Raw genomic sequence first — 16501 nt, forward strand, 5'->3', positions numbered from 1 at the left:
TCGGTCAATCTACAAATCGGCGGCGGTTTGACAATCAGGTCGTGTCGTCAGAGCCGCTCGCCGGTGAAATGGGCGATCTGCGCGCCCGCCTCGTAATAGGCCTCCCTGATCGAGCGGAAGGCGGGTTCCTGCATGTCGGTCAGCGGCAGCGGCAGGTCGGCTTCGGGCACGTCCCCGAGGATATGCCGGGCGAGGAGCCTGCCGAACGCCGTGCCCGGCGCGATGCCGCGGCCATTATAGCCGGAAAAGCCGACGACGTTGTGGCCGAACTTGTGGAAGCGTGGCAGGGCGTTGCCGGTCATGCCGATCTGGCCATACCATTCGGCTTCGAATTCCAGCTTGTCTCCCATGGGGCCGAGCTGCGGGAAAAGCCGCTTCAGCGAGCGTCTGGCCCAGTTCCTGTGGATCGCCGTTCCGGCGCCGCGCAGCGCGCCGACCGAACCGAAGACCAGTCGTCCGGCCTGGTCCATGCGGAAGGAGGAGAGGATATCCTTCGTGTCCCAGCAGCCCTCGCGGCCGGGAAGGATGGAACGGCGCAGGTTGTCGCCGAGCGGCCTGGTCGCCAGGTTGAAATAGGGCAGGTAGACCTGTTCGCGGCGAACGCTTTCCCACGGGCCCGTGCTGTAGGCATCCGTCGCGACGATGATCCAGTCGGCGGAAACCTCGCCCCCCGCGGTCCTTACGAATTTGCGGCCGTTCGTCTCGCCGGTTTCGATGACCGGGCTGCCGGTGTGCAGTCTCGCGCCGGCCATGACCGCGGCATGGGCGAGACCACGGGCATAGGCGAGCGGCTGCAGCGTGCCGGCGCGCATGTCGAGCAGCGATCCGGCATAGGCGCCGGAGCCGATGCGGCGTTCCGTCCCGGCAGCGTCGAGCAGGGTCACGGGAGCACCGCGCTTCTGCCATTGGCGGGCGCGCTCCTCCAGCTCCTTCATTCCTTCCGGCCCGACGGCGCAATGCAGCGTTCCGTTCCGCTCCAGCTCGCAGGCAATGCCGTGTCTGTCGATCAGTTCGCGGACGAGATAGGGAGCCTGGCCCAGAAAATCGAGCAGCTTTTCGCCGTGATCCGGCCCGAGCTCCTTCGTGAAATCGTCGGGCATGACCCACATGCCGGCATTGATGAGGCCGACATTGCGGCCGGCGCCGCCAAAACCGATCTCCGCCGCCTCCAGCAGCCGGACGTTCACGCCGGCCTCGGCCAGATGCAGCGCCGCCGACAGGCCCGTATAGCCGCCGCCGACAATCGCGACATCGGCGGAAGCAGGCTCCTCCAGCCGCGGCGTGAGGGGCGGATGGGGCGCGGTCTTTTCCCACAGGCCGTGAGAGCGGGGATCGTTCAGCATGATGGATTGTCCGGAAGCGTCACTCGCAGACTCTTTACAGGGGCCATTTATCGATGAATATCGACATGTTCTCAACAGGTCATTCGCTGGAGGAATGACATGCTGCCGCCCCGCCGTTTCCTTCCCTCGTTCTCGCTGCTCTCGGCTTTCGAAGCGGCGGCGCGCACCGGCAGCGTCACCGCAGCGGCAAACGAACTCGGCCTCACCCAGAGCGCTGTCAGCCGCCAGATTTCGGCATTGGAAAAACAGCTCGGCGTGGCGCTTTTCCTGCGCGAACGGCAGACGATCCGGCTGACGCTTGCCGGCGACGCCTATGCCCGCGAGGTGCGGGAGGCCCTGCGGCGCATCTCGAATGCCTCGCTCAACCTCAGGGCCAATCCTTCCGGCGGCACGCTGAACCTCGCCATCCTGCCGTTCTTCGGCACGCGCTGGCTGACGCCGCGGATCGGACGTTTTCTCGATGCGCATCCTGATATCGTCGTGAACCTGACAACCCGGCTGGAACCGTTCGATTTCCGGTTCGACACGCTGGATGCGGCAATCCATTTCGGTGCGGCGCGCTGGCCGGGCGCGGCGCTTACCTTCCTGATGAACGAGGAAGTGGTGCCGGCCTGCAGCCCCGGCTTCAAGAACCGCTACCACCTGGAAACGCCGGCGGACGTCCTGAAAGGGCCTCTCCTGCATCTCAACACGCGGCCGGATGCGTGGGAACTATGGTTCACCGGCAACGGGGTCCGGTTCGATGCGTTGCACGGCATGCTGTTCGACCAGTTCATGACCATGGTCGAGGCGGCGGCGGCCGGGCTCGGTGCAGCGCTGCTGCCGCGTTTCCTGATCGACCGGGAACTGGAGCAGAGCCTGCTGGTGCCGGCGGTCGAGGCACAGGTCCTGGAAACCGGGCAATACCATCTTGCCTATCCGCCCGACCGCGCCACTTATCCGCCCCTCGCGGCCTTCCGGGACTGGCTCGTTGCGGAGATCGACCGGGACCGGCTTGCGAACGGAAGTCGTATCGGCCAATAGTCGGCATCGCCATCATGATCACAAGGCGATCCGATCGACGGGAAAGATACCATGAAACCCATTTTCGTGCAGCTCCGCTGCAAGCCGGGCAAGACCTACGAGGTGGCCGACGCCATCTACAAGACCGAGCTCGTCTCCGAACTCTATTCCACCAGCGGCGACTGGGATCTTCTTCTGAAGATCTATATCAAGGAAAACGACGAGATCGGCCGGTTCGTCAACGAGAAGATCGCCGCCATTCCCGGCATCGAGCGCTCGCTGACGACGATCACCTTCACCGCCTTCTGAGCGGCAGTAAAAAAGCCGCCCGAAGGCGGCTTTTTGGTGCAATTGTCAAAATAGTCTCAGACATGCGCCGTCGGCGCAATATTGCGCGAGCGAACGAGGTCGCGGATCGCGACGCGCACGTCATCGGCGGAATCGAAACGTTGTTCGTCCAGGTCGATGACGTGGAATTTCACGGCGATGAACTTCAGCCGATCCGCGTCCGGAATGACAATACCGACGGGTTCCCCGCCGAACTCAATAACTTGCTTCTGCATGGCAGACTCCCGCAATGGCTGCTTCGACACAGCTCTGGCGAATGAAATTTTCAGGAACGATTGAACCGAAAGCGTTACATTCGACAGCACGGAAGGGAGCAGCGATCCGTGCCGATCAGTTTGGACGCATCTTCACCGAAGGCGGCGACGCGAACGGATTTAAACATTGTCACTCTCCCTTTTGGTGTTGCGCAAAAATCGATCGAAGCCATCCGATCGAACGAGGACGAACTGTAAGTGAGTCCCACAGTGCGATCAACGAAAATCGGTATAACTAGAATTTTTTTCCGACCGATGACAGGAACAAGGCAGAATTGTGAAATTTCATTCGCGAATTCATGGCCACCGTCCATCTGCGTCTAAATAGGTTGCTTTCCCACCGACGCAAGAACCGGGCCTGGAAATTTCCGGCCCGGGGCAGGTTCAACTTTCCGAGAGGATCGCTTCGAGGCGGGCGATCAGAAGATCGGCGCTTTCACGCGAGAAGCAGAGCGGGGGCGCGATCATGAGCCTGGCATGGCCGCCCGGGGCGGTGAGGATGCCGTTTTCTCCGAGCGCGTCGTGAACGGTTCTCGCCGCGGCATCGCCTTCGAATGCAAGGGCCAGATGAAGCCCCGTTCCCCGCACCGCCTGGATCGTCGGATGGCGGGCTGCAAGCTCCTCGAGGCCGGCTTTCAGGTGATCGCCGACAAGACGGGCGTTGTCCCGGAGCGTTTCCTCGTCGCATATGTCGAGGATGGTCGACGCGGCCATGCAGGCCACGGGGCCCGGCCGGTCCGCGACGATATCCAGGGAGGCGGCGATCGTCTCGCGGGTGAAGAGAACGGCGACGTCCTCGCCGGGAAAACCGGCCAGGACGATGTCGGGCGCGAGATTCGACGCTTCGAAACCCCAGGCATGGTGGCCCGGTCTTCCCCAGCCGGTCGATGTCTCGTCGACGATGAGGAGGCCTCCGGTGCGGGCGAGTGCGTCCAGCGCATCCGGAAGGCGGTCGTCGGGATGCGGAGGAATACCGGCAAGCAGCAGTCCCGCCTTGTCGCCTTCTTCAAGCGCCGTTGCCGCGCCTTCCATACTGTCGGCGCAGACGACCGCCGTATCGTTGGCCGACTGGGGGGCGACGCCGACAATGCCGTTCCGGGCGGCATGGGTGCGGGCAAGGTTCAGGGCGTGATCGAGGACATCGTCGTGGCGCCGCACCACGAGCATGGTTTCAAGCCCTTGCGGCGCCAGATCACGCAGGCGCCGCGAAAGCGCCTCTTCCGCTTCGGAAGGGCCGGAGAACGGCGTGTCCAGAAGCAGGCGCTGACGGTAGATCGCCACCGCGAGGCCGGGATGTCCATGCCCGACCAGAGGGGCGTTTCCGGTGAGGTCGAGCAGCCCGTGGCCGCGGGCGTCGAAGAGATGTTCCTTCCAGCCGCGGACGGGCCGGTCGGGGTGTTTCGGAGCCGGCGCGTCCGCTTCGATGCTGAGCAGGACGGCAGGCGACGGGCAAAGCCTGGACCACGTACCAGCCCTGCCGGGCGCGCAGAAGAGGGGCGGGACGAGGTCCGGATCGCGGCAGAGGCGCAGGCGCAGGCCGCCAACGGCGTTTTCCGCGCCGGCGACCGTGCCGAGCGTCTCGCCCGCACCAAGTTCCGTATCCTCATCGAGCGCGCAGTCGAGGCCTTCGACATGCAGCGCCAGTTCGCGTCCGGCAAAGACGAGTTGCGGGCCTGCGCTTTTCAGCGTTCCGGCAAAGGGCGCCGTCGCCACGGTGCCGGCCGGCACGCAGACGTCGATATGGAGCGCGAAATTCTCGGCCTCCTCCCCGGGGCCGGTCGAGGCTTTCGAAAGGCGAAATTCTCCGTAGCGGGTGCTTCCGCGCCCGGTTTCCCAGGCGATGCGGGCGAGAAGCTTCCAGTCGATTTCCGGATCGGCCCAGTTGCCGCCGTAAAGCAGCGGGCTCGCGATGCCGAGATCGACGAGCCGGATCGTCTCCGGGTCGATGTCCGGCAGAAGGCGGCCGATATCCGGCAGGGGTTTCGCCATCCCCGTGGCGTCGAGGACGGCGGCCAGCACCAGCGTCGGGGAAACGGAGGTTGCCGCATCGAGCACGGCGCGCCGCTTTTCGGTTTCGGCCTGCGCCTGGTGATCCTCGGGAAACCGGACCCGCCTGTTTTCGGCCTTGGCCGCCAGTATCCCCGTGCGGGCGACCGTGAGCGGCCAGAGGGCTTCGAGTTCGGCCAGGGTGAGGGGGTGTATCTCGTGATAGGCGCGGACGGCCGGAAGCAGGGCGAAGGGATCGCCGTCGAGATTCGCGAGCATGTAGGCGCAGGTATTGGCGAAGCCCGCGACGAGCCAGCCCCTGGAAATGCCGGTGAAATCCGTCACTCCGGTCGGAAGCCAGACGCCGTCCGCCACATCGCCGACGACGGCGTCGGCATCGAGGTTCTGGTGCGTGGCGGCGACGCGCAGGCTGCCGCCGAGCGGCTGGATGCGCCGCAATGCCGTGACCATGACCTTCGCTATGACATCGCGCACCTCCTGGTCCGAGACTGAGGAGAGCAATGCGACCGTCTGCGGGCCTGCCTTGCGCAGGTCTCCTTCCGGCTCGCGCTCCAGGGTGGGGTGTTCGAAATCCTGCAGGCTTCTGGCCAGCGCGGCGGAGATCGAGCCGAAGGCGGCGACGGTCCGGCCGGAGGGTCTCTCATCCGCCGGCGGGGCAATGCCGTCGATGAAGGTCAGGAGACGGATGCGCCGGTCGGCTCCGCCGAGCGGCAGGACGATCGTGTCCGTTCCATCCCTGGTCACCACGGGTTCGGGAACGCGCGGCCCGTCCGGTTCGCGCAGGATATGGCGCATCAGGGCATGTTCCGCCTCGATGTCCTGAAGCGGCGCGTCGGCCCGCGCCACCTTCAGGAGATAGCGCATATGGCCGTTATCGATCAGAAAATAGGGATTCTGCCGGCCTTCGATCGGGAAAACCTGTCCGGAAAGCCCGTATTGTTCCCGCAGGACATCCTCCACGGAGTCGATCGGAAGATCGTTGGAGGAAGGATCGATGAGATCGGGCTGGATATCGGACATAAACCTCTCCGGAAGGGGCGCTCCCGAAGAGAATAGTGCGGCGAAACCGCGCGTCCATAGGGCTTTTGACTGAACCTAGCCCATGCGCTCTGATGCATATGAGCCCGGGCTTGGGGGGAAGACGACGGTGCGGTTGCCGTTGATGAAGGTGCGGTGGTGGATATGGGCGTGGATGGCGCGGGCCAGCACCTGGCTTTCCACGTCGCGGCCGAGCGACACATAGTCGTCGGGCGACTGCGCATGGGTGATGCGCACCGTGTCCTGCTCGATGATCGGGCCTTCGTCGAGATCGGCCGTCACGTAATGCGCCGTCGCCCCGATCAGTTTCACGCCGCGCTGGTAGGCCTGCTTGTAGGGGTTGGCGCCCTTGAAGCTCGGCAGGAAGGAATGGTGGATGTTGATGATCCTGCCCGACATCTTGCTGCACAGGCTGTCCGACAGGACCTGCATGTAGCGGGCGAGCACGATCAGCTCGGTTCCAGTCTGCTCGACCACGTCCATCAGCTGCGCCTCGGCCTGCGGCTTGTTCTCCTTCGTCACCCGGATATGGTGGAAGGGGATGTCGTTGTTGACGACCAGCTTCTGGTAGTCGAAATGGTTGGAGACGACGCCGACGATGTCGATCGGCAGGGCGCCGATCTTCCAGCGGTAGAGCAGGTCGTTGAGGCAGTGGCCGAAACGGGAGACCATCAGCAGCACCTTGATGCGGTCCTCCGCATCGAAGATCTCCCAGTCCATCGCGAACCGGTCGGCGACCGGCTTGAACTCCCCGACAAGCGACGGACGTTCGGCGCCCTCTTCGGAGATGAAGCTGACGCGCATGAAGAACCGACCGGTGTCCAGATCGTCGAACTGCGACGAGTCAATGATGTTGCAGCCCTTCTCTGCCAGAAAACCGGATATCGCTGCGACAATCCCGCGCGTTGTCTTGCACGATACCGTCAGTACATAGCTCTTCATCGGAAATCTCCCTCCTCCGCCATTGAGTGGCCATTTCGTGTATACATAAAAATCATGCTGGACAATATCCAGCCTTTGCGAAAAGGAAAAATGCCTATCCAGGGCCGGAAGCGATGTCTTCATGTGTACAGAATCCATCCGGGTTGACCTTATATAGCATTTCCGTTCATTCGCCGAGCTTAATGCCTGCCCGTCGAAACTCCGTTCCCTTTGCGTCGTCGGGACGCGCATCGCCGCCGTTTGAACCCGTTCGTGCCCAACAGGTCTTGACCGCGGGATCAGGACCTAAATGTTATTGCCAGATTCGGCGCTTCGGATTGGAGAACACGGTGGAACAGACGTCCCGGAAATTGGCGCGGCGGAGCGGCCGGTTGCTTGGCGCGCTGGCCTGCCTCGCGCTGGCCGCCGCGCCGGCGCGGGCGGAGACTGCCTGCCTGAGGGGAATCAACCTCGCCGGTGCGGAATTCGGAAAACTCGGCGACGAATATGGCGAGGGATATGTCTATCCTTCCGGCAGGACGATCGACTATTTCGCCGGCAAGGGCTTCAACACCGTGCGCCTGCCGTTCCTCTGGGAAAGGCTCCAGCCGCAGCTTTACGGCAAGCTCGACCCGGCCGAGATCAAGCGCCTGCGCGACACCGTGAAGCTCATCCGCGCGGATGGCATGGCCGTCATCCTCGATCCCCATAACTACGCGCGGTTTCGCGGCGACCTGATCGGCTCGGAGGCCGTGCCGCAAAGCGCCTTCGCGGATTTCTGGCGCCGTCTGGCGGTGGTCTTCGCCAAGACCGAAGGCGTCGCCTTCGGGCTGATGAACGAACCCTACGATATTTCCGCGGAAGACTGGCTTTCGGCCGCCAACAGCGCGATCGGCGCGATCCGCCAGACGGGGGCCGGCAATCTCGTGCTCGTGCCCGGCACAGCCTGGAGCGGCGCGCATAGCTGGCTTGCCGGCGACTACGGCACGCCGAACGCGTCGGTCATGCTCGGAATTTCCGACCCGCAGGACAATTACGCCTATGAGGTCCACCAATATGCGGATGCGGACTTTTCCGGCAAGAATGCCGAATGCTCGCGCGCCATGGATGCGGTGAAGGCGATCGGCGATGTCGCCGGCTGGCTGCGGGATCATGGCCAGCGCGGGTTCCTCGGCGAATTCGCGGTTCCCGCCGACGAGGAATGCCAGTCCGTCCTCGACGACATGGTCAAGGCGGTGGAAGGCGGCGGCGACGTCTGGCTCGGCTGGTCCTACTGGGCAGGCGGCGACTGGTGGCCGGAAGACGAACCGCTCAACATCCAGCCCGGGAAGAGCGGCGACCGGCCGCAGATGGCCACGCTTTCCCGCATCTTCTCGGAACGGTCCGCTTGTAATCGGTGAGGGTCAGAAGCGTGCGACGCGATCGCTGCCGAGCGAGCGGACGAGACCGGTTGGCCGCCCCGCAGTCTGGTTTTCCGCAACCAGCCTGATCCGCTTCGGCGTTCCCGGCGCGAGATGAAAACGGTTGTCGGCAGCGCGATAGCCGGCCACGTCGATCGCCACCGACTGGGCAAGCACGTCGGTGGCAAGTTCCAGCCAATATCCTTGCGCATCCTCGCCGAGGGCCGTTGCGACAGGGGCGTCGTGCATTGCCGCCGACCGTCCGAGCGGGAAATGAAAGGCCTCTGCAAGCGGCTCTCCGGTTTGCGCATCCTTCAGCTTCACAACGGTGACGTCATGGGAGGGCGGGCCGAAACGATAGGCGTAGTTGGTATCGAAGAATGCGCCGAAAAGATCGGTGCAGGCGATGCTTTCCTTTCCACGCGCGGCAAGCGTGAGATCGCGCCGGCCGGAAACGACCGGCATCTTTCCGTCGCGCAGGCACGCCACTTCCACGACGACCGGCACTTCGGCCGGCGTTTCGTTCAGCACATGGATATCGAGACCGTTGGTGCCCTCGTCGGCAAGGATGACCTGTACGGGCCGGAAGGCGCGTTTCAGCGCAAACCAGGCGGGTTTGGGCCGGCCGCCGGCATCGACGACACCCCAGCCGGGACCGGCCATGACATCCTGAAAGGTGAAGACGAGTGCACCGTTGCAGGAAGAGCCCGGCCGTCGCCACTCCGCGAAGGTCGCCTCCATCACCTCGCCCGTGGCGGCGCGGGAGAGTTCGAGGTAGCGGTCGAAATCGTCCTGCCGGAGTCTTTCCGGGTCCACGCCGTAAAGCGCGCCGAGATAGTGGTCCCGCACGTCCTCGAAATCCCAGTCGGCCCCGGCGTCGCGTGGAATGCCCGCCTTGCCGGCGGCGAGCCTTTCGGCGTCGGAAAGGTTGGAGAAGGCGAGGCATTCGGCCGCGAAACGGATCTGCGCCCGGCGGGCGTCGTCGAGCGGACGCCTGTAGGCGCCGACGCCGTAATAATGCGCGACACCCGCATTGGGGTAAAAGGGCAGCGCGCCGCCGGAGGGTGAATTGGCGACGTAGGGCAGGTCAGGCCGATGTCCGGCGGCAAGGCCTGCGAGGATCTCCCGGCAAAGCGGGCCTTCCCAGATGCGTTCCGGCAGGCCCAACATGGCGCCCTGCTGGTAGATTTCGCTGCCGCCGCAAAGGATGGCGAGCGAGGGCGAGGCTTGCGTCGCCGCCAGGAACTGCCCCACTTCGGTTTTCACGTGAATCACGAAATCCGCATCGGCAGCCGGATAATCGAAATTGGCGAACATGAGATCCTGCCAGACCATCAGTCCCAGCTCGTCGCAAAGCGCGAAGAATTCCGGGCTTTCGTAGGCCGCGATGCCGGGAATGCGGATCATGTTCATGCCCGCTTCCTTCGCGAGCTTCAGCCACGGCTCGTAGGCTGCGCGTTCGCCCGGAAGCTTCACGACGTCGGCGGAAGTCCATATCGCGCCGCGACAGAAGGTCTTCTCGCCGTTGACGATCAGCGCGAAATCGCCGCCATCCGCGCCGCGATCGACCGAGACATCCCGGAAGCCGGTGCGGGCAAGCGTAAGTTCCTCGTCGCCGGTGCGCAGCGTCACGTCGTAAAGAGTTGGCTCGCCGTGGGTGTGCGGCCACCAGGGTTTTACGTCGGGGAGGTGCAGTTCGGCCGAATATCGTCCTTCGGCGACGGTGAAGGCCGCTTCGCGCCCGTCGCAGACGAGGCGGAAATCGCGGCGGGTATCCCCGCAGGCGAAGCCGACTTTGAGGATGCCTGCGCCGCCCGTGAACCGTGGAGTGACGGCAAGATCGGCAATCCGGTTCGCGCCGGGCCGGATCAGCGAAACCGGCCGCCATGGCCCGACGGCATGCACGTCCGGGCACCAGCCCGGCATGAAGCCGAGCGCGGTGGTGCGGACAAGGCGAAGGCCCTGGTTGTTCATCAGCCGGGGTCGCCAGCGGGCGCGGGGACCGGCTTTTTCCAGATGCGGTTTCAGGGCGCGAAAGCAGATCGACAGCGTTTCGCGGCCGGTCAGTTCCACCGGCACGTCATGGCTTTCGAACATGCTTTCGGAAGAGAGGATCACACGATCGTCGAGAAAGACCTCGGCGATCGTCGCAAGGCCGGCGAGACGAAGGACGGCAGGCCCCGGCGTCTCGTCCGTCAGCGGTCGGCGATACCAGACGTCCCTGTCGATCAGCGGTTCCGGATTGCTGCGGTCGAACCGGCCGGCCGCCTCCAGTGCTGCGGCTACCGTGCCCGGCACGGTAGCCGGGATGGCGTCGGGGTCGCCGGGAAGGTCGCCCGGCGTGGCGCAGGCGCCGGGTGCGGTCAGCACCAGCGACCAGCCATCGGATAGATGGCCGGTCCCGGTAATTCTCTTCCGAGGAGCGCTCACGCGGCCTCGCGGCTCTGGCCGAGCGTCAGCGCCAGGTCGGACATCAGGAGATCCCAGGCTTCCACGGCCGGATCGAGCGCATTGGCGAGCGGCGAGAACTTCTTGCGGGTCACGGCGCGGGCAAGCTGGAACTGGGCCGATTTCGCCACTTCCGAAATCTTCAGGGCGTGTTTCTCCGCCTCAGCAAATCCCCTGCCGTTCAGCCAGTCGAGATGGCTCGCCAGCAGTTCGAAGTTCGCGCCGACCTGCCGGAGCGTGTTGAAGGCGTATTTGTGGAAGAAGCCGAAATCGCGCTCCGCCACGCGCTCCACCTGGTCCGGAAAAACGTCCGCAAAGGCGCGGATCGGGTTTTCCCCCGGCCGCCGGGCATAGTGGTGCCGCAGCAGCTTCCATGCCGTCTCGCGGGTATCCCTGGCATCGGAGGAGGCCCCGGGGAATTTCACGAATTCCGTATAGGGCAGGAAGGGCTGGGTGTCGGGGGCTCCGTTCATCTGGAACAGCCCGTCGAAATCCTCGCCGGCGAGGCGGAAGAAACCGCCGTTGTGGAAATAGTCGATCTCCCGGCCCTCAAGATCGAGCCGGTTGATCGCCACCGTCGTCTTGCCGTGTTCCTGGCGGTAGGCGACGCCCCGCGTATCCGGCAGGTAGTAGCTGTCGAGCTCCATCAGCGTAAGGCGATCGCGCGCGATCTGCTCCAGCACATGCTGTTCCGGCCTGTCGAAGATCGCCAGTTCCGTCACGCGGATGCCGTAGAGCGTTTCGAGGTCCTCCAGCGGCACCTTGAAGAAGGTGAACTGGTCGCCCTCGAAATCCTGGGTCAGGGTGAAGCCGAGCATCGCTTCGGGAGGCAGGTTCTGCGCCGAAAGCACCTCGATCCAGAGGTCGACATAGCAGTTTGTCTCCGGCCACATGCGCTCGGCCGCATGCAGGGCATGCGGCGCATGGCTCGCCGGATCGAGAGCGGGAAAGACCGCCTTCATCGTTTCAACCCCAGAGGACCGCGCGGACGCTTTCCGGCCATGCCTTCACGTCGAGGCCGTGGGTGTGGAAGAGCGCGAGCGCGATGCGCTCCAGGCCGAAGCCGACGCAGGCCGTATGCGCCGTCGAGCCGTCTTCCAGGTAGAGGCCCCATTTCTGGCCGAACGCGTCCTGATGGTAGTTGAAGCTCATGCAGGCCGTCGGCTTGGTGGTCGAGGTGATCGGGATCAGGAGCTCGAACTTCAGGTTCTGGTCGCGCTGGTTGTTCGCGAGCATCTTGCCGGCGCGGCCGAAGAACGGGTCGTTGGCGATGTCGATCGAAACGTCGAGGCCGACCGACTTCATCATCTCGACGCCGCGGTCCATCCAGCGCTGGCGGAAATCCGTCACATGCTGTTCCGTGCCCATGCAGACATATTCGCGCATGCGGAAAAGCTGCTGGCGGGCCGGGTCCTTGGAGGGTTCGTGGCGGAAGCAATAGCTCTGCAGGTCGAAGAGGCCGCCTTCGGCCGGCAGCCTGCCGCGGCGCGCGACCGTCGGATAGAGCGGGTAGCATGCCGCCGGCGTCAGCACGATGTCGGTCGCCTCCTGGCCCTTGGTCCAGTCCTCGCCCACTTCCATGCATTTCAGCAGGCTCATGTGGTCGAGCTCGCTGCCGCAGAAGGAGTGCACCGTTCCGGCGAGCTGCGGGAAGCTCTTCATATAGCCGCTGGTCTCGAAGAATTCGCGGTTCATGCCGGGCGGAAACCGCATGGCCTCGGCGCCGTCGCCGCCGCCCACCTTGTCGATCAGCCGCTCGAAGGCGGCGATGATGTCTTCGAACCGGCCGCTGCGGCCGTAAAGTCCGTCCACGCCGGTCTCGATCAGAAGACCCGCATCGAACAGGCGGTCGAGGAAGGAAACTTGCATATCCATTGCTTCACCTCATTCAATTCATTTGACGGGCAATAATTCATTTAACGGGCGGACGTCAGCCGAGCAGGCTGGTGTCCGGTTTCTGCACGAGCAGCATGGTCGACGTGTTGCCGAGGATGCGGTCGTTGGAAATCATCAGCTGGGCGGAATGGGCGTCGCGCAGGTGCCGGCCGAGGCTGTAGGGCGTGCCGTTCTTGTAACCCATGATGCCGCAGATGATCATGGCCTGGTTGATGATCGTCAGGATCGTCTCGGAGGACGCGAGCTTGACGTTGTTCATGGCGATCGAGAAGGCCATGGACGAAAGCTGGTCCGGATCGGCCTTGGCATCCGCATAGGCCTTGAGGCCCGAGAGGATGTTCGCCTTGAGGAGCTGCAGCAGGTTCGAGGCCTCCGCCAGACGGATCGCGCCGGGCGGCTGGGCGCCGCTCGCCTTGCGGGCGGCGGCGCGGACGAAAGCCTGGGCGCGCAGGACGGCATCGGCCGCGATGCCGTACCAGACCGCGCTCCACAGCAGGTGGGAACTTGCGAGCATGGACTGCGCGGCGATCTCGGCGAAAGGCTTCGGGAAAATCTGGGCAGCCGGCGCCTCGCCCTTGAACAGGAAGCCGTCGGAGCAGGTGCCGCGCATGCCGAGCGTGTCCCAGTCGACGGTCTTCTCGAGCGTGTACTGGTTCTTCCTGAAGACGGTCATCACCTGGTCGCCGGGTGCCGCGTCCGCGCGGGCGCGGGAGGTGATCATGATCGCATCGGCATGGGCGCCGTAGGAGATCACGGTCGCATCCTTCTGCAGGCGACAGGTGGCGCCGTCGATCTCGATCGCGCAGATGGAGTTGCGCAGGTTTCCGCCGATGCCGGCCTCCGTGGTCGCCGAGGCGACAAGCAGCTGGCGGGCGCAGAGCTCGCGCATGAAGTCCCCATGCCAGGCGCTGTCGGCGCTGTGTTCGACCAGGCTCGAAACCTTGATCTGGTGCATGGCGAAGACCATGGCGCTCGCGGCGCAGGCCTGTCCCATGATGGAGCAGACCTCGGCCATCTCCTGCATGGAGGCGCCTTCTCCGCCGAAAGCCGCGGGAATCTGGATGCCGAGCAGCCGTTCGGCCTTCATGGCGTCGACCGCCTCGTGCGGGAAGCGACCTTCCTGATCGACGCGATCGGCGAATTCCGCGGCCACGGCCGCAACGCGATGGGCGCGTGCTCCGAGCGTCATGTCGGAGGCAAGGGCGGGAAGGCTCATCAGGCGGCCTCTTTGGCTTTCAGGATCTGGGATACCGTTTCCTCGATCGCCGAGATGCTGGCGAAGGACTTGCGGTTCAGCAGGTTATCCGGGAACTCGATGTCGAAAGCCTCTTCCAGGCCCAGCATGAGTTGCACGGATGCGAAGGAGGAAAGGCCTGCCGCATAAAGATCGGCGCCATCCTGCAATTCGGTCACTGCGACCGGAAGGTTGCCAACCCGCGCCAGCAGTTCACGAATGGTCTCGTTCATCTCGACGTCTCCCGATGGTCTTGGAACTCTGCGTTCATCGCTGGCGGCATGTTTAGTTGAGAAAGCATAAGATTCCGGTAAGAAACATGCTGAAAATCGGGCTGCGGGATTCGCTAAAATCCAATCGATCGCGCCCGCCTTTACCGGCTTGACAGATGCGAGGCCCCGGTTTTTGATGGCGATATTCACCAGGGGGGTCCCGGCAAGGGGCTGAGATACTGCTGGGCAATCCAGGCTTTGCCTGTTGCGGCGCAGTGACCCGTTGAACCTGATCCAGTTCATACTGGCGTAGGGACGGTGCAAGCGCTGACGGCATGCCGGCGGAATTCCGCCTTGCGCCCGATGGCGTTTTTTCATCATTCCAACACTGGAACTGGGTCTCCAAACGTCAAACCCTGGAGCCTCGAACCATGAATATTGCCACGTCCAAGCTCGCGCCGGTCGTCACCACCGGCCCGCTTCCCGCCTCGACGAAAGTCTTCAAGCCCGGCAACCTCCATCCCGGCATCCGCGTGCCGATGCGCGAGATCGCGCTGCATCCGACCTCCGGCGAGCCGCCGGTGACCGTTTACGACAGTTCCGGCCCCTATACGGACCCGGCGCATGTCGCGGCCATCGAAAAGGGGCTGCCGCGCCTGCGCGAAAGCTGGGTGCTCGCGCGCGCCGATGCGGAAGCCTACGAGGGGCGGATCGTCAGGCCGGAGGACAACGGCTTTGCAGCCGGCGATCGCCTCACACCGGAATTCCCGATGAGAAACCGGCCGCTGAAGGCCAGCGGCGGAAAAGCCGTCACCCAGCTCGCCTATGCGCGGGCCGGCATCATCACTCCGGAAATGGAGTTCGTCGCGATCCGGGAAAACCTCGGCCGGCAGGCCGTGAAAGAGGCATTGGAAAGAGACGGTGAAAGCTTCGGCGCCCACATTCCGGATTTCGTGACGCCGGACTTCGTCCGCCGGGAGGTCGCCGCCGGCCGGGCGATCATCCCCGCCAACATCAACCATCCCGAGTTGGAGCCGATGATCATCGGCCGCAATTTCCTGGTGAAGATCAACGCCAATATCGGGAACTCGGCCGTTACGTCCTCCATGGCGGAGGAGGTCGAGAAGATGGTCTGGGCAATCCGCTGGGGCGCCGACACGGTCATGGACCTGTCCACCGGCCGCAACATCCACAACATCCGCGAATGGATCATCCGCAATTCACCCGTCCCGATCGGCACCGTGCCGCTCTATCAGGTGCTGGAAAAAGTGAACGGCATCGCCGAGGACCTCACCTGGGAAGTCTATCGCGACACGCTGATCGAACAGGCCGAACAGGGTGTCGACTATTTCACCATCCACGCGGGCGTGCGGCTCGCCTATATCCCGCTCACCGTCGACCGCGTCACCGGCATCGTCTCGCGCGGCGGTTCGATCATGGCGAAGTGGTGCCTGCATCATCACAAGGAAAGCTTCCTCTACGAGCATTTCGAGGAAATCTGCGACATCTGCCGCACCTATGACGTGTCCTTCTCGCTCGGCGACGGTCTGCGTCCCGGCTCGATCGCCGACGCCAACGACGCCGCGCAGTTCGCCGAACTCGAAACGCTCGGCGAACTGACGCAAGTCGCCTGGGCGAAGGACTGCCAGGTGATGATCGAGGGCCCCGGCCATGTGCCGATGCACAAGATCAGGGAGAACATGGACAAGCAGCTCACTGTCTGCGGCGAAGCGCCCTTCTACACGCTCGGCCCGCTGACGACCGATATCGCGCCGGGCTACGACCACATCACGTCGGGCATCGGCGCGGCGATGATCGGCTGGTTCGGCACCGCCATGCTCTGCTATGTGACGCCCAAGGAACATCTCGGCCTTCCGGACCGCAACGACGTGAAGACCGGTGTCGTCACCTACAAGATCGCCGCCCATGCGGCCGATCTCGCCAAGGGCCACCCGGCCGCGCGCATCCGGGACGACGCGCTCTCCCGCGCCCGTTTCGAATTCCGCTGGGAGGACCAGTTCAACCTGTCGCTCGATCCGGAAACGGCGCGATCCTTCCACGACGAGACGTTGCCGAAGGAAGCGCACAAGGTGGCGCATTTCTGCTCCATGTGCGGCCCGAAATTCTGCTCCATGCGGATATCGCACGACATCCGCGCCGAGGCGCAGAAGGAAGGGCTGGAGGCCATGGCCGCGAAATATCGCGAGGGCGGCGACCTCTACATGCCGGTCGGGAAGGAGTGAGGGTCCGCCGCATAAATGGCGTGCCGTTTCCGCCCCCTCTGCCCTGCCGGGCATCTCCCCCACAAGGAGGGAGATCGGATGGGAGCACCGGCTTCCCCAAACAAGCAGCCGTTCTACTCGGGAGGCGCTTGAGGGGCGGGAAGGCCATGCCGCTT

General features: G+C 64.2%; 13 protein-coding genes and 1 riboswitch. Of the genes, 4 read left to right on the top strand and 9 right to left on the bottom strand.

The window, feature by feature from the left end:
* Positions 1-47: 47 nt before the first annotated feature.
* Complete coding sequence (locus ACFFP0_RS31930; RefSeq protein ID WP_377266261.1) at positions 48-1343, bottom strand: NAD(P)/FAD-dependent oxidoreductase; 1296 nt, start codon at positions 1341-1343, stop codon at positions 48-50.
* Positions 1344-1442: 99 nt separating this feature from the next.
* Here ACFFP0_RS31930 and ACFFP0_RS31935 point away from each other — a divergent pair, with 99 nt between their 5' ends.
* Positions 1443-2366, top strand: a complete 924-nt coding sequence (locus tag ACFFP0_RS31935) for a LysR family transcriptional regulator (RefSeq protein WP_377266262.1) — start codon at positions 1443-1445, stop codon at positions 2364-2366.
* Between the two features lie 51 nt (positions 2367-2417).
* Complete coding sequence (locus ACFFP0_RS31940) at positions 2418-2654, top strand: Lrp/AsnC ligand binding domain-containing protein (RefSeq protein WP_377266263.1); 237 nt, start codon at positions 2418-2420, stop codon at positions 2652-2654.
* A gap of 56 nt (positions 2655-2710) precedes the next feature.
* On the opposite strand, the gene ACFFP0_RS31945 is transcribed toward ACFFP0_RS31940, so the two are convergent.
* The 3 genes from ACFFP0_RS31945 to purU form a co-directional block, all read right to left on the bottom strand.
* On the bottom strand, positions 2711-2908 hold the full coding sequence (locus ACFFP0_RS31945; protein WP_377266264.1) for a hypothetical protein: 198 nt from the start codon (positions 2906-2908) through the stop codon (positions 2711-2713).
* 423 nt (positions 2909-3331) lie between these two features.
* On the bottom strand, positions 3332-5974 hold the full coding sequence (locus tag ACFFP0_RS31950) for an aminotransferase class III-fold pyridoxal phosphate-dependent enzyme (RefSeq protein WP_377266265.1): 2643 nt from the start codon (positions 5972-5974) through the stop codon (positions 3332-3334).
* Positions 5975-6049: 75 nt separating this feature from the next.
* The gene (gene purU, locus ACFFP0_RS31955) at positions 6050-6934 is read right to left on the bottom strand and encodes a formyltetrahydrofolate deformylase (protein ID WP_377266266.1); all 885 of its coding nucleotides are present in this window, start codon (positions 6932-6934) and stop codon (positions 6050-6052) included.
* A gap of 329 nt (positions 6935-7263) precedes the next feature.
* On the opposite strand from purU, the gene ACFFP0_RS31960 reads away from it, so the two are divergent.
* The gene (locus ACFFP0_RS31960; protein ID WP_377266267.1) at positions 7264-8313 is read left to right on the top strand and encodes a glycoside hydrolase family 5 protein; all 1050 of its coding nucleotides are present in this window, start codon (positions 7264-7266) and stop codon (positions 8311-8313) included.
* Positions 8314-8316: 3 nt separating this feature from the next.
* Here ACFFP0_RS31960 and ACFFP0_RS31965 read toward each other — a convergent pair whose 3' ends face one another.
* The 5 genes from ACFFP0_RS31965 to ACFFP0_RS31985 are packed head-to-tail and all read right to left on the bottom strand — an operon-like array spanning position 8317 to position 14124.
* Positions 8317-10743: a glycoside hydrolase family 2 protein gene (locus tag ACFFP0_RS31965; RefSeq protein ID WP_377266268.1), complete on the bottom strand. Its 2427-nt coding sequence runs from the start codon at positions 10741-10743 to the stop codon at positions 8317-8319.
* Positions 10740-11723, bottom strand: coding sequence for a DUF1839 family protein (locus tag ACFFP0_RS31970; protein ID WP_377266269.1), 984 nt, complete (start codon positions 11721-11723; stop codon positions 10740-10742). Before ACFFP0_RS31970 ends, ACFFP0_RS31965 begins: the two co-directional genes overlap by 4 nt.
* 4 nt (positions 11724-11727) lie before the next feature.
* Positions 11728-12636: an amino acid--[acyl-carrier-protein] ligase gene (locus ACFFP0_RS31975; protein ID WP_377266270.1), complete on the bottom strand. Its 909-nt coding sequence runs from the start codon at positions 12634-12636 to the stop codon at positions 11728-11730.
* A 55-nt stretch (positions 12637-12691) separates the two neighbouring features.
* Entirely contained in the window at positions 12692-13873 is a 1182-nt protein-coding gene (locus tag ACFFP0_RS31980) for an acyl-CoA dehydrogenase family protein (RefSeq protein WP_377266271.1), read from the bottom strand.
* Positions 13873-14124 carry an acyl carrier protein gene (locus tag ACFFP0_RS31985; protein ID WP_377266291.1) on the bottom strand — a complete coding sequence of 84 codons (252 nt, stop codon included), beginning with the start codon at positions 14122-14124 and terminating at the stop codon, positions 13873-13875. Before ACFFP0_RS31985 ends, ACFFP0_RS31980 begins: the two co-directional genes overlap by 1 nt.
* Before the next feature lie 180 nt (positions 14125-14304).
* Positions 14305-14437, top strand: a riboswitch (TPP riboswitch).
* A gap of 97 nt (positions 14438-14534) precedes the next feature.
* On the opposite strand from ACFFP0_RS31985, the gene thiC reads away from it, so the two are divergent.
* Positions 14535-16346: a phosphomethylpyrimidine synthase ThiC gene (gene thiC, locus ACFFP0_RS31990; RefSeq protein WP_377266272.1), complete on the top strand. Its 1812-nt coding sequence runs from the start codon at positions 14535-14537 to the stop codon at positions 16344-16346.
* Positions 16347-16501: the final 155 nt, after the last annotated feature.

Origin of the sequence: Neorhizobium puerariae, assembly GCF_042429745.1 — a bacterium.
Taxonomy (GTDB): Bacteria; Pseudomonadota; Alphaproteobacteria; order Rhizobiales; family Rhizobiaceae; genus Neorhizobium; species Neorhizobium puerariae.

Bases quoted from the DNA above. Each gene is read 5' to 3' on its own strand.
- ACFFP0_RS31930 (WP_377266261.1), bottom strand. From the start codon at position 1,343: ATGCTGAACGATCCCCGCTCTCACGGCCTGTGGGAAAAGACCGCGCCC.
- ACFFP0_RS31935 (WP_377266262.1), top strand. From the start codon at position 1,443: ATGCTGCCGCCCCGCCGTTTCCTTCCCTCGTTCTCGCTGCTCTCGGCT.
- ACFFP0_RS31940 (WP_377266263.1), top strand. From the start codon at position 2,418: ATGAAACCCATTTTCGTGCAGCTCCGCTGCAAGCCGGGCAAGACCTAC.
- ACFFP0_RS31945 (WP_377266264.1), bottom strand. From the start codon at position 2,908: ATGCAGAAGCAAGTTATTGAGTTCGGCGGGGAACCCGTCGGTATTGTC.
- ACFFP0_RS31950 (WP_377266265.1), bottom strand. From the start codon at position 5,974: ATGTCCGATATCCAGCCCGATCTCATCGATCCTTCCTCCAACGATCTT.
- purU (WP_377266266.1), bottom strand. From the start codon at position 6,934: ATGAAGAGCTATGTACTGACGGTATCGTGCAAGACAACGCGCGGGATT.
- ACFFP0_RS31970 (WP_377266269.1), bottom strand. From the start codon at position 11,723: ATGAAGGCGGTCTTTCCCGCTCTCGATCCGGCGAGCCATGCGCCGCAT.
- ACFFP0_RS31975 (WP_377266270.1), bottom strand. From the start codon at position 12,636: ATGGATATGCAAGTTTCCTTCCTCGACCGCCTGTTCGATGCGGGTCTT.
- ACFFP0_RS31980 (WP_377266271.1), bottom strand. From the start codon at position 13,873: ATGAGCCTTCCCGCCCTTGCCTCCGACATGACGCTCGGAGCACGCGCC.
- ACFFP0_RS31985 (WP_377266291.1), bottom strand. From the start codon at position 14,124: ATGAACGAGACCATTCGTGAACTGCTGGCGCGGGTTGGCAACCTTCCG.
- thiC (WP_377266272.1), top strand. From the start codon at position 14,535: ATGAATATTGCCACGTCCAAGCTCGCGCCGGTCGTCACCACCGGCCCG.